We start from the raw sequence: 12,352 nt of genomic DNA, 5'->3' as shown, positions 1-12,352 counted from the left end.
CCACGATGTCTGAATCCCCGTACACCGTGAGCGACGTGATGACCCACACCGTCGTCGCCGTCGGCAGCAAGGCGTCCTTCAAGGAGATCGTCGAACTGCTCGCCCAGTGGAAGGTCAGCGCTCTGCCGGTGCTGGCCGGTGAGGGCCGTGTGGTCGGTGTGGTCTCCGAGGCGGACCTGCTGGCCAAGGAGGAGTTCCGCGACACCGAACAGGGCGACCTCGCCGAGCGGATCAAGGCGAGCGCGCTGACGGCGGGCGATCTGATGAGCACCCCGGCCGTGACCGTGCACGCCGACGCCACGGTCGCCGAGGCCGCCCGGATCATGGCCCGCAGGCACGTCAAGCGGCTTCCGGTCGTCGACGGTGTCGGCCTGCTGCAGGGCGTGGTCAGTCGCAGCGACCTGCTGAAGGTGTTCCTGCGTCCCGACGAGGAGATCGCTGACGAGGTCCAGCACGAGGTGCTGAACCTGCTGCCGCCCGGAGACACGCTGAAGGCGTCGGTGACCGACGGCACGGTCACCGTCTCGGGCGCTCTTCCCGAGCGCGGGCTCGTTCCCGTGATCGCGCGGGCGGTGCGATCCGTCGAGGGCGTCGTGGACGTCCGGCTGAACGTGACCTACCGATGAAGTACCTGGAGGAGTACCGCGACCCCGTGCTCGCCCGGCACCTGCTGGACGAGCTCCGGGCCCTCGCCACGCGCCCCTGGCGGATCATGGAGGTGTGCGGCGGGCAGACCCACACCCTGGTCCGCCAGGGCATCGACGAGCTGCTGCCGGCCGGCATCCGCATGATCCACGGACCGGGCTGCCCCGTCTGCGTCACCCCCCTGGAGACACTCGACCGGGCGATGGCCGTCGCCGCCCTGCCCGGGGTGATCCTCGCCAGCTTCGGTGACATGCTGCGGGTTCCCGGCACGCACACCGACCTGCTGTCGCTCCGGGCACGGGGCGCGGACGTGCGCGTGGTCTACGCCCCGATGGACGCCGTCCGCCTGGCCGCCGGACACCCCGACCATGAGGTGGTGTTCCTCGCCGTCGGCTTCGAGACGACCGCGCCGGCCAACGCCATGGCCGTGCTGCACGCCGCACACCTCGGACTGACGAACTTCTCGGTGCTCGTCAGCCACGTCCTCGTGCCACCCGCGATGACGGCGCTGCTGGACGACCCCGACTGCGAGGTGCAGGCGTTCCTCGCGGCCGGGCACGTGTGCGCGGTGATGGGCTGGCGCGAGTACGAGCCGATCGCCGCCCGCTACCGGGTGCCGATCGTGGTGACCGGGTTCGAGCCGCTGGACCTTCTGGAGGGCATCCGCATGGCGGTCGCCCAGCTCGAGGCCGGGCGGCACGAGGTGGAGAACCAGTACGCGCGGGCCGTGCGCCGTGCGGGCAACACCGCCGCGCAGGACGCGATCCGCCGGGTCTTCCGCGTCGCCGACCGGGCCTGGCGGGGCATCGGGGCGCTGCCCGCCAGCGGGCTGGAACTCGCCGGGGAGTACGCCCGGTTCGACGCGGCCCGCCGCTTCGACGTGGCCGGTCTGCGCCCCGTCGAGGACCCCGAGTGCATCGCGGGCGCGATCCTCACCGGGGCCAGACTGCCCACCGACTGCGCCGCCTACGGCACCCGCTGCACCCCCCGTCACCCCCTCGGCGCCCCGATGGTGTCGTCAGAGGGCACCTGCGCGGCCTTCCACGCGGCCGGCCGCACGGCATCGAGGAGCACGTCATGAGCGCCCAATGCCCCACGCCCCTGCACGAGGACGAGGTCGTCCTGCTCGGCCACGGCGCCGGCGGCCGCCTCTCCGCGGAACTGCTCGGCACCCTGATCCTGCCCGCCCTCGACGGCGCCCACGGCCCGCTGGAGGACGCGGCACTGCTGCCGGGCCACCGGGAGCTGGTGATGAGCACGGACAGCTTCGTCGTCAGCCCGCTGTTCTTCCCCGGCGGGGACATCGGTTCCCTCGCCGTGCACGGCACCGTGAACGACCTGGCCATGCGCGGGGCGTGGCCGCTGGCCCTGTCGGTCTCCCTGATCGTCGAGGAGGGACTGCCGCTCGCCGAACTGCGGTCAGTCGTCGGTTCGCTGGGCAAGGCCGCCCAGGACGTGGGCGTTCCCGTGATCACCGGGGACACCAAGGTCGTGGGGCGGGGGGCGGCCGACAGGCTGTTCGTCAACACCACCGGCGTCGGGCAGCGTCACGGCTCGCTGCACCCGTCCGCCGCGCTGGCCCGGCCGGGGGACGCGGTTCTGCTGTCGGGTCCGATCGGGTTGCACGGCACGACCGTGCTCAGCACCCGTGAGGGTCTGGGGTTCGAGAGCGACATCGCCTCCGACACCCGGCCGCTGCACCGCCTGGTGGGGGCACTCGCACCGCTCGGCGCGGACGTGCACGTGCTGCGCGATCCGACCCGCGGCGGGCTCGCCTCCGCGCTCAACGAGATCGCCCGCGACTCCCGCGTCGCGGTGGAGATCGAGCAGAGCGCCGTCCCGGTGCCCGGGCCCGTGGCCTCCGCGTGCGACCTGCTGGGACTGGACCCGCTGATCGTGGCGAACGAGGGCTGCCTGGTCGCCTTCGTCGCGGCCGACGTGGCCGACGCCGCACTGTCGGCGCTGCGCTCCCTGCCGGAGGGGGCGCAGGCGGTGCGGATCGGCGAGGTCCTGCGCGAGGGGCCGGCGGCACGGGTGACGCAGCGGACGCTGGTGGGCGCCCGCCGCATCGTGGACATGCCGTTGGGGGAGCAACTGCCCCGCATCTGCTAGGAATCGGTGATCACAGCGGCGAGATGGGCGATCCCACCAGCGCCGTGCAGCCGGCGCCGTGCAGCCGGCGCTGTGCAGCCGGCGCCGTGCAGCCGGCGCTGTGCAGCCGGCGCTGTGCAGCCGGCGCTGTGCAGCGCCGAGGGATCTCACAGCCGGGGGAACGCACACCCGGGTGAGCCGGGGCCGCACACCCACCCGGGTGACCGGGGGCCGCACACCCGGGTGATCTCACACCCGGGTGATCTCACCGGCGACCCGCGCCGCCCACTGCTCGATCCGGGGGAAGTCACGGAAGTCGCCGCCCTTCCCGTTGCGCACGATCATCCGGGCGACGAACCCCTTGGCGCCTTCCCGCAGGCAGCCGCCGAAGGTGACGTGCCCGCGGGCGTCGAGCCGCTTCATGAGGCGCTGCACGCCGGGCACAGGTGGGATGTCCCGCTCGGACGCCGAGGGGTCCAGCGGCCCGCTGCTGAACAGCCAGACGGGCCGCTCGGCCAGGGCCCGCGCGTTGCGGCGGACGAACCGGCGGGCGTCCTTGTGCCAGCGCCCGGCGTACAGCCCGCCGCCGACCACGACGGCGTCGTACGGCGTCACGTCACTGACGGTCCCGGCCGGCGCGGTGCCGACCGTCAGGCCCTCCTTGCGCAGCACCTGCGCGACGGCCTCGGCGATGCCCTCGGTGGACCCGTTCGTCGTCCCGTAGGCGACGAGTACGTTCCTCGTCATCATCGTTCACCTCTCCTTCCGTTCGTGTCTCATCGCAGCCGCCGCAGATACGGGTCCTGCGGACGGCGCGGCACCAGGCGTACGCGTGCGTCGAGGACGCTCACGCCGTCCGGTGTCGCGAGGACCGGGTTGAGATCCGTCTCGGCGAGTTGTGGCAGATCTCCCGCCATGCGGGACAGCCGCAGCAGCACCTGCTCCAGTCCCGCCAGGTCGACCGGCCCCGCACCCTGCGCCCCGAACAGCAGCGGCGCACAGCGCGGGGAGGTGATCAGGTCGTGCACGTCGTGGTCGGTGAGCGGGGCGAGCCGGGCCGCGTGGTCGGCGAGCACCTCGGTCGCCGTGCCGCCGAGTCCGAACAGCACCAGAGGCCCGAAGACCTCGTCCTGGACGACACCGGCGAACAGCTCGATGCCGCGCCCCGCCAGGGGCTGCACCACCGCTCCGGTGAGCAGGCCGGCGAAGCGGTTCTCCAGGTCCCGGTAGGCGGCGCGCACCTGGTCGTCGCCGTGCAGGTCGAGGTGCACGGCGTGCTGTGCGCTCTTGTGCACCAGTCCGGGCCAGTACCCCTTCATCACCACCCGTCCGTCGTGCCCGGCCAGTCGCCGTGCGGCGCGGACGGCGGCCTCCTCGCTGTCGGCCCAGGCCCAGGGCAGTTGCGGGATGCCGTAGCAGTCGAGCAGGGCGGTGAGTGCGGCCGGATCGAGCCAGCCACCGTCCGGATGGGCCTCGAGACAGGCGGCGACCACGTCGTGCGCCCGGGCCGTGTCCACGTCCGGCAGGGCCGGGACGGTGCCGGGCGGCCTCGCCAGCCAGGCCGCCCGGTGAGCGGCATGGGCCAGAGCCCTCGCCGCCGCCTGCGGCTCGGCGTAGGACGGGACGGCCGTGCCGCCGGGCGTGGGCAGCAGCTCGACCGGCATCGCCTGTTCGAGACGGACGACGGCGACCGGCTTAGGGGTCCGGGCGACGGACCCGGTGACGGCCCGCACGAGGTCGTCGCCGGTCGCCGCTGCCACCGCGGTGGGGACCAGGGCGACGAGCACGGCGTCGACACCGCCGTACCGTGTGATCCGCTCCAGGCAGCTGCCGAACTGTTCCTCGGACACCGCGGCGGTGGCGTCGACGGGGTTGCCGACGGCCGCGCCCTCGGGCAGCACCGCCAGCAGGTCGTCGACCAGCTCGGGGGTGGGCGGCGGCAGTGTCAGCCCGGCCTCCGCGCACGCGTCGGCCGCCAGCACTCCGGCGCCGCCGGCGTTGGTGAGGATCGCGACTCGGTCGCCGGTGGGCAGCGGCTGCGCGTGGAACAGGGCCGCCGTCTCCAGGAGTTCGCCCACCGAGCGGGTGGCGGTGATGCCTGCCTGGGTGAACAGGGCCTGGCGGGTCATGGTGCGGGTGGCGGCGGCCGCGGTGTGCGAGGCGGCGGCCCGCCGGCCGGCGGCCGTGCGGCCGGCGTCGACGGTCAGCAGCGGTATGCGGCGGGTGACGCGGCGGGCGGTGCGGGAGAACGCCCGCGGGTTGCCGAAGGACTCCAGGTGCAGCAGCGCGAGGTCGGTGCGGCCGTCGCTCTCCCACCACTGGAGCATGTCGTTGCCGCTCACGTCGTACTTGTCGCCGAGCGAGACGAAGGACGACACCCCGATACCGAGGCGGGACAGCCCGTCCAGCAGGGCGATGCCGACGCCGCCCGACTGCACAGCGACCCCTGCGGTGCCCGGCCGCGGATGGTTCACGGCGAAGGTGGCGTCCAGGCGGGTGCCGGGGTCGGTGTGGGAGACGCCCAGGCAGTTGGGGCCGACCAGGCGCATCCCGTACGTACGGCAGGCCTCCAGCAGGGCGCCGGCCTGATCGGCGTCGAGGCCGGCGGACACGACGACCAGGGCCCGCACTCCCCTCTTGCCGCACTCCTCGGCGACGGCCGGGATCTTCGCCGCCGGTACGGCCACGACCGCGAGGTCGGGCGTGACCGGGAGAGCGCTCACGGACGGACGGGACGGCACGCCGAGGACGGCGGTGGCGGCGGGGTTGACGGCGAACAGACGGCCCGTGAAGCCTCCGCTCTCAAGGTGGTGCAGGACCGCACGGCCGACCGATCCAGGCCGGCGTCCGGCGCCGACGACCGCGACGACGGCGGGCCGCAGCAGCGGGCGGAGGCTGGCGGTGTCGGCTCCCCGTCCGCGCTCCTCCACGGCGGACAGATAGCTGTCACTCGCGGCGAGCGGGATGGTGCAGTGCACCTCGGGGCCCTCGAAGTGGCGCTCGGCGTGCAGGCCGAGGTCGGCGAAGAGCTTGAGCATCTCGTGGTTCCGGCTGAGTACGTCGGCTGCGAAGGCGGTCACGCCCTCGGCCCGCGCGGCCGAGACGAGATGCTCCATCAGCAGGGTCCCCACCCCGCGGCCGTGCAGCCCGTCGGCGACGGCAAGGGAGACGTCGGCCTTCGTACCGCTGCCGCCGGTGTTGTACTCGGCCAGGCCGAGCACCTCCTCCTTCCGTTCTGCGAGCAGGGCCCGATAGCCGGGACGGGACGGGCCGCAGGCACGGTCTACGGCGGCAGCGGCGGACGTCGGGCTCAGCGCGAAGAACCGCAACCGCAGGTTCTCCGACGACATCCCTTCGTACAGTCCCTGCACCCCCGGCCGGTCCTCGGCGGCGACCGGGCGGATGCAGACGGTGCTGCCGTCCGTGAGGAGAGCGTGCACGGGTCCGCGCCGGATCGTGTCGTTGTCCATCGCGAGCCTCCTCGCAGTCTGGTACGTCGAGCCTCCTGCGCCGCGCAGCGCTGGGCCAGGGCCGCACGGGTACGAAGCGGGACCGGCCGGACCTGGAGGCGGGTCGGCGCGGGGCGTGCCTCCCTGTGTCCTGACCGTGTTCAGCGGTGCGGGACGACCGCCACCGGGCAGGCGGAGTGGTGCAGCACCGCGTGCGCGACCCGGCCCAGGTGAGGTACGTACCGGTCGGCGCGCCGCCGTGTCCCCACCACCAGCAGGTCGGCGTCGCGCGAAGCGGCGGCCAGCACGCGTCGGGCGGGCCCCTCGGCGGTGCACCGGTGCACCGTCAGCTCGGCCGGGAGCTCGGCGAGCGCCGCCTCCAGCTCGGCGGCGGCTCGCTCCTCGTGGGCCCGGCCCGGGCGTCCGACGAGCAGCGGGTGGTCGACGGGTTCATGGGCAGGGCGCCTCCAGGCCCGTACGGCCTCCAACGGCACCTCCCGCAGCCGGGACTCCACGGCGGCGAAGCCGACGACGACCCTCTCCTCAGCGCCCTCCCCGACGCCCACGACAACGCGTCCGTGAACCGCCCAGGGCTCGTCGCGGTGATCGCCGCGCACCAGGATCACCGGGCAGTCGGCACGGCCGGCCACAGCCATGCCGACGGAGCCCAGCAACGTCTCGGCGATGCCGCCGCGGCCCCGGGTGCCGACGACGAGGACCGAGGTGTTCGCGCTTTCGTCCACCAGGGCGTGTTCCGCCTCGTCGGGCGTGATGTGCGTGAGCACCTTCAGTTCGGGGTGGCGCAGCCGGGCGCGGTGTGCGGCGCTGCCGACGATGTCCTCGGCCCGCACCTCCTCCGCGGAAACACCGAGGTCAGCGGCGAGTGCCGCTCCCTCGTAGCGCTCCCACATCGAGGCGTACACCACGCGCAGCGGCAGCCCGCGCAGGGCGGCTTCGTCGGCCGCCCAGTCGGTGGCCCGCAGGCTCGGCTCCGAGCCGTCGACACCGACAACGACAGGGAGTTCCACTGTGCTCCCTCTTTCCGTTCGAGAGGACGGACAGGTCAGAGGTGCGCCACGACCGCGACGGGAGCGGTGGCGTGGTGCAGCACGGCATGGGTCACCGGACCGATGTGCGGACCGAAGGGGCCGCGCCGGATCCGGCGGCCGACCACGACCAGCGAGGCCGTGCGGGCCGCGTCGACGAGGTGCTCCGCCGCGCTGCCGGACCGCGCCTCCTCGCTCACCTCGACCGCGGGGTACTTCTGCCGCCAGGGGCGCATCGCTTCGGCCAGTTGCGCGGTCTTCTCGCGCACGAGCTCCTCGTGCAGGCCGGCGTCGGCGGCGAGGCCGTAGAGGTAGTACGGCGGCAGGTTCCAGGTGTACACGGCCCGCACGGAGGTGCGACGGCGGTCGGCTTCCTCGAAGGCGAACGCCAGCACTTCCTCGGCGGGATCCGTGGCGTCGACACCGACCGCCACCGGCCGGAACGGGGTCGCGGCGGACGGGATGCCGGCCGGGTCGCTCTCGTGCTCGTCGGCGGCCGTCTCACCGGCCCGGACGAGGACCACGGGCACCTCGGTGCGGGCGATGACGGCCTGGCCGACGGAGCCGACCAGGAAGCCTCCGACGCCGCTCATGCCACGGGAGCCGAGGACGAGCAGCTCGGCGTCCGCGGCCGATCCCGACAGAAGCTCCGCCGCGGGGCCCGGCGGCTGTTCCATGGTGACGTCCACGCCGGGGTGGCGCAGTCGAAGGCCCTCCACCGCCTCCCGCGGTATCCGCTCGGACCAGTGTCCTTGCGTCTCCGGGCCCAGCAGAGGGGCCTGGGCCCAGGGCTCCGGGACCGGTTCCAAGACATGCAGCACCTTCAGCGGCAGGCCGCGCAGTTTCGCCTCGCGCGCCGCCCACTCGGCCGCGGCCCGGCTCTCACAGGATCCGTCGAGCCCTACGACAACGGTGCGGACCATGATGTGCCTCCTCCGGAAGTCCTCTGCTTCCAGCGTCGCGTCGGACGTGCCGCGTCCACAGGGGCCACACGTCCCCGACCGGGACCGACCGGCCCACGACCTGACACCGCGGGGGGACCGAGGCGTGCCGGCCCTCCACGGGGGCCATGTGGCCCATGGCCCGTCAGCGGACGGGCGGTGACGCTGGAAGCAGCCAGTCAGCACACGCTTCTGGAGGCGTGCCATGAACGCTCCCGTCACGACGATCCCGCCGCGGGCCCTGCCCGCCGAGCACCGGCAGCGGCTGATGGACCTCGCCCGCGAGGTGGCCTTCCCGATCGGCGCGCGGCTCTTCGAGGAGGGCGGTCGTGCCGACCACTTCTGGATCATCCGTACCGGCACCGTCGACCTCGACATGCGGGTGCCCGGCCGCCGGGCGGCGGTGATCGAGTCCCTCGGCCACGACGAACTCGTCGGCTGGTCCTGGCTGTACGCCCCGTACATCTGGCATCTGGGCGCGGAAGCGGCCACGCCGGTGCGCGCCTACGAGTTCGACGCCGCCCTCGTCCGAACGATGTGCGAAGCCGACGCCGACTTCGGCCGGAGCGTCGCGCAGTGGGTGGGCGGTGTCGTCGCCCGACGGCTGCACGCCACCCGTACCCGGCTCCTCGACCTGTACGGCCCGTACGGCAGTGGAGGCTTGCGATGACCGCGTTCGGACCGGACAGCGGGCCTGACGGTGGGCCGTCGGGCGCGCACGGCTTCGTCCACATCGTGGCCGACGTCATGACACGCTCGGTGGCCACCGTCGGTCTGGAGACCGCGTTCAAGGACATCGTGCGCACCTTGCAGGACCGCCGGGTGAGCGCGTTGCCCGTGGTCGACGGTTCCGGGCGGGTGGTCGGCATCGTGTCGGAGGCGGACCTGCTGCCCAAGGAGGAGTTCCGCGACGCCGACCCGGACCGCCGGACCCAGCTGCGCCGGCTGGCCGACCTGGCCAAGGCGGGGTCGGTCACCGCGCGGGACCTGATGACGTCCCCCGCCCTCACCACCACCGCCGACGCCACCCTCGCTCAGGCCGCCCGGGTCATGGCGCGAGCCCGCGTCAAGCGGCTGCCCGTGGTCGACGGCGGCGGCCGGCTGCTGGGAATCGTCAGCCGCGCGGACCTTCTGAAGGTGTTCCTGCGGGACGACGAGGAGATCGCCGAGCAGGTGCGCCGTGAAGTCGTCGCCTACCTCTTCCCGCGTCCCGCCTCCGCGGTCACGGTCGGGGTCCACGACGGCGTCGTCCGCCTCGCGGGCCGGATCGGCGACCGCTCCCTGGTTCCGGCCGCGGCGCGGCTGGTACGGGCCGTGGAGGGCGTCGTCGACGTGCGGTTCGAGCTGGACGAGGCCGCCACCACCGCGGACTGAGCCGTGGTGTCGTGCCCGGGCGGGGCCGAACGGCCCTGTTCGACGGCGAGCCCGTGTGGTGTGCTTGAGGTGACGGGAAGGACCCGACCGAGGTGCGGAGAAGCGGCCGGCGGCCGTGCACCGCACAATGAGGATCCGCAAGAAGCGGATGAGTCCTTCCCGCCATGTCGTGCCAGGGGTCGGCGGGCACTCGAAGACGACCGGCCTGTGCTGCTGCACGCCCTCGCGTATGCATCGCCCGGTCGTGGGCCGTGCGAGGGCAAGGGCCGCCCGCTCGCGACCCCGGGGGGCCGGCACGCCGGCCGGCCGCCGGGAGTCGGCCGGGAGACCTACGGGCGGCGCAGCACGACCGAGCGCCGCCTCAACCGGCTCAAGGGCTTTCGCGGGAGCGCCACCGGAAACGAGGAGACCGCCACTTCCCGCCAACCGGCTGTCGCGTTCGCGTCGTTCCTGCTCTGGGCAGGATCCGTCGGAGGACGGACCTTCAGCCGTGGTGCCCGGAGCCGAGCGGAACCGTCCACACCAGCGAAGTGCCCCCGCCCCCGGCAGTCCCCAGATCCAGCTTCCCGCCCAGCTGCTCGGCCCTCTCGGCCATGTTGCGCAGGCCGCTGCGGCGGCCCTCGGCCGGGAGGCCGACGCCGTTGTCCCTGACGCTCAGGCGCACCTCGCGTCCGTCCGTCTTCAGGACCACGTCGGTGCGGTCGGCATGGGCGTGCCGGGCGACGTTGGTGAGGGCCTCGGCCAGTACCGCCAGCACGTCGTCCGCGATGTCCTGCGGTACGTCGGTGTCGACCAGGCCCTCCATGCGTACGCTCGGCGCGAAGCCCAGCACCTGGGCCGCCTCGCCGATCACCCTCACCAGTCCGGTCCGCAGCCCGGAGCCGGCGGTGCCGTCGTGGGAGCGCAGGCCGAAGATGGTCGAGCGGATGATCTTGATGGTCTCGTCCAGGTCGTCCACGGCCCGCATGACCCGCTCGGCGGCCTGTTCGTGCTCGATGAAACGGCCGGCGCTCTGGAGCGTCATGCCGGTGGCGAACAGCCGCTGGATCGCCAGGTCGTGCAGATCGCGGGCGATGCGGTCGCGGTCCTTGAGCACCGCGACCTCCTCCGCGTCCCTGCGCCGCTCGGCCAGCTCCATGGCGACCGCGGCCTGCGCCGCGAAGCCCTGGAGCGGCTGGATCTCCTTGTCCGTGAACGGCGTGTCACCGGCGGGCCGCACCAGCAGCGCCACACCTCGCACCCCCTCGGCCGTGCCGATCGGCACGGCCACGGCAGGGCCGAGACCGACGAAACGCCTGGGCTCTGCGGAGACACGGGGGTCGGTGGAGACATCCACGCTGACGACGGGTGCCGCACTGGTGAAGGCCTCACCGATCAGGCTGCCATCCATGGGCAGGACGAGGCCCTGATGGGCTTCCGCCTGCGCGCCGATGGCCAGTTCGACGGTCAGCGAGCCGGTGCCCTCCACCGGCATGGCGACCACCGCCAGGGCCGCCCCGGTGATCTCCCTGGCCCGCTCGGCGATCAGCCCCAGGACCTGCGACTGACCGGCGCCGGACATGAGACGGTGGGTGATCTCCGCGTTGGCCTGCAGCCAGCGCTCGCGCAGCCGGGACTCCTCGTAGAGGCGGGCGTTGTCGATGGCGACGCCGGCGGCGACGGCGAGCGTGGACAGCACCGACTCGTCCTCCTCGTCGAACTCGACACCGCCGCGCTTCTCGGTCAGGTAGAGGTTGCCGAAGACCTGGTCACGAACCCGGATCGGGACCCCGAGGAAGGTGTTCATCGGCGGGTGGTGCGCGGGGAAGCCGTAGGAGGCGGGGTGCTGGGACAGCTTCGCCAGGCGCAGGGGCTCGGGGTGGCGGATGAGCTCACCCAGGATCCCGTGCCCCTCCGGGAACGGGCCGATCTCGGCGATCCGCTCGTCGCTGACCCCGAACGTGTGGAACGCCGAGAGCCGCGTGCCGTCCGGGCCGATCACACCCAAGGCGGCGTACTCGGCGTCGACCAGTACCGCGGCGGCCTCGACGATGCTGCGCAGGGCCTGCTCCAGGTCCAGTTCACGGCCCACCGTGAGGACCGCTTCCAGCAGGCTGCGCACCCGGTCCCGGGTGCCGCGGGCCGCGTCGATCCGGGCCTGCAGTTCCTCCAGCAGTTCGTCGAGCCGCAACTGCGGCAGCCGCAGACGGGCCCCTTCCGTTCCCTCGGAGCCTGCCATCCTGCTCCTCCCGGCATCGCGCCGCGCCGGCCTTCGCCGGAACCTGTCACTTGCCACGGTAGAGGCAGGAGGCAGGGATGACACCTCTTCCGGCCACTCGGCCTCCGCGTGCCAGGGGTGCGCGGCTCGGCCGCCGGGACGGGCCTCACGCCGCCCCGCGCTCCGGCGAGAACGCACGGCCCGTCACCAGCTCGGACCCGATGCGGACGAACACGTCACCCGGTGAAGCCGCCCACGATTGCGGCCCCTCACGGCGGAGTCTTCGCTGCTCGGCGGCGTCGGTGACCACCGCGGCCCCGCCGGTGACGATGACGCTCCAGCCCGAGTGCCGGGCGGCATCGACGTCGTCGGCCTCGAACGCGACCACCGCTCCGTCGATGGCGCGGACCAGCGCGGAGGCTGCCGAGGTGCGCAGAATCACCGCGCCGTCGCCGTCCAGGCAGAAGTTGACGGGCAGGATCGCCGGCAGCGCCTGCCGGGTGAAGACGACACGGCCCACGGGCACCCGGGCCAGCAGCCGCAGGCACTCCTCCCGGCCGAGTTCGCGGTATCCGTCGTGGCGGGACATGGTTCGTTCATCTCCAGAGT

General features: G+C 73.4%; 11 protein-coding genes. 5 read left to right on the top strand and 6 right to left on the bottom strand.

The genetic code is table 11. The features are described from left to right. Positions 1-5: 5 nt before the first annotated feature. The 3 genes from ACIGXJ_RS19105 to hypE are packed head-to-tail and all read left to right on the top strand — an operon-like array spanning position 6 to position 2,757. Complete coding sequence (locus ACIGXJ_RS19105) at positions 6-626, top strand: CBS domain-containing protein (RefSeq protein WP_399646544.1); 621 nt, start codon at positions 6-8, stop codon at positions 624-626. Beyond that, on the top strand, positions 623-1,726 hold the full coding sequence (gene hypD, locus ACIGXJ_RS19100) for a hydrogenase formation protein HypD (protein WP_399646542.1): 1,104 nt from the start codon (positions 623-625) through the stop codon (positions 1,724-1,726). Before ACIGXJ_RS19105 ends, hypD begins: the two co-directional genes overlap by 4 nt. After that, positions 1,723-2,757 (top strand): hydrogenase expression/formation protein HypE, encoded by a 1,035-nt coding sequence (hypE, locus tag ACIGXJ_RS19095; RefSeq protein ID WP_399646540.1) that lies wholly within the window; start codon positions 1,723-1,725, stop codon positions 2,755-2,757. The genes hypD and hypE overlap by 4 nt, the downstream gene beginning before the upstream one ends. A 228-nt stretch (positions 2,758-2,985) precedes the next feature. Here the strand turns inward: hypE and ACIGXJ_RS19090 are convergent, their stop codons facing one another. From ACIGXJ_RS19090 to ACIGXJ_RS19075, 4 genes are all read right to left on the bottom strand, one after another. Then, positions 2,986-3,483, bottom strand: a complete 498-nt coding sequence (locus tag ACIGXJ_RS19090; protein WP_399646969.1) for a flavodoxin domain-containing protein — start codon at positions 3,481-3,483, stop codon at positions 2,986-2,988. A 29-nt stretch (positions 3,484-3,512) separates the two neighbouring features. After that, a complete protein-coding gene (locus ACIGXJ_RS19085) occupies positions 3,513-6,206 on the bottom strand; it encodes a GNAT family N-acetyltransferase (RefSeq protein WP_399646537.1) in 2,694 nt (897 codons plus the stop codon). Between the two features lie 140 nt (positions 6,207-6,346). Further along, the gene (locus ACIGXJ_RS19080; RefSeq protein ID WP_399646535.1) at positions 6,347-7,213 is read right to left on the bottom strand and encodes a universal stress protein; all 867 of its coding nucleotides are present in this window, start codon (positions 7,211-7,213) and stop codon (positions 6,347-6,349) included. Positions 7,214-7,248: 35 nt separating this feature from the next. Further along, positions 7,249-8,154: a universal stress protein gene (locus tag ACIGXJ_RS19075; RefSeq protein WP_399646533.1), complete on the bottom strand. Its 906-nt coding sequence runs from the start codon at positions 8,152-8,154 to the stop codon at positions 7,249-7,251. Between the two features lie 223 nt (positions 8,155-8,377). Here ACIGXJ_RS19075 and ACIGXJ_RS19070 point away from each other — a divergent pair, with 223 nt between their 5' ends. Together ACIGXJ_RS19070 and ACIGXJ_RS19065 are read left to right on the top strand one after the other, a co-directional pair. After that, positions 8,378-8,842 carry a cyclic nucleotide-binding domain-containing protein gene (locus ACIGXJ_RS19070; protein WP_399646531.1) on the top strand — a complete coding sequence of 155 codons (465 nt, stop codon included), beginning with the start codon at positions 8,378-8,380 and terminating at the stop codon, positions 8,840-8,842. Next, complete coding sequence (locus tag ACIGXJ_RS19065; protein WP_399646528.1) at positions 8,839-9,546, top strand: CBS domain-containing protein; 708 nt, start codon at positions 8,839-8,841, stop codon at positions 9,544-9,546. The genes ACIGXJ_RS19070 and ACIGXJ_RS19065 overlap by 4 nt, the downstream gene beginning before the upstream one ends. Positions 9,547-10,030: 484 nt before the next feature. Here ACIGXJ_RS19065 and ACIGXJ_RS19060 read toward each other — a convergent pair whose 3' ends face one another. Continuing rightward, on the bottom strand, positions 10,031-11,764 hold the full coding sequence (locus ACIGXJ_RS19060) for a GAF domain-containing protein (protein WP_399646526.1): 1,734 nt from the start codon (positions 11,762-11,764) through the stop codon (positions 10,031-10,033). Positions 11,765-11,909: 145 nt separating this feature from the next. Next, a complete protein-coding gene (locus ACIGXJ_RS19055) occupies positions 11,910-12,332 on the bottom strand; it encodes a pyridoxamine 5'-phosphate oxidase family protein (protein WP_399646524.1) in 423 nt (140 codons plus the stop codon). Positions 12,333-12,352 lie beyond the last annotated feature (20 nt).

Source organism: Streptomyces sp. NPDC053367 (genome assembly GCF_044545925.1).
Taxonomy (GTDB): domain Bacteria; phylum Actinomycetota; class Actinomycetes; order Streptomycetales; family Streptomycetaceae; genus Streptomyces.
This window is presented reverse-complemented; position numbering and strand designations above follow the sequence as displayed.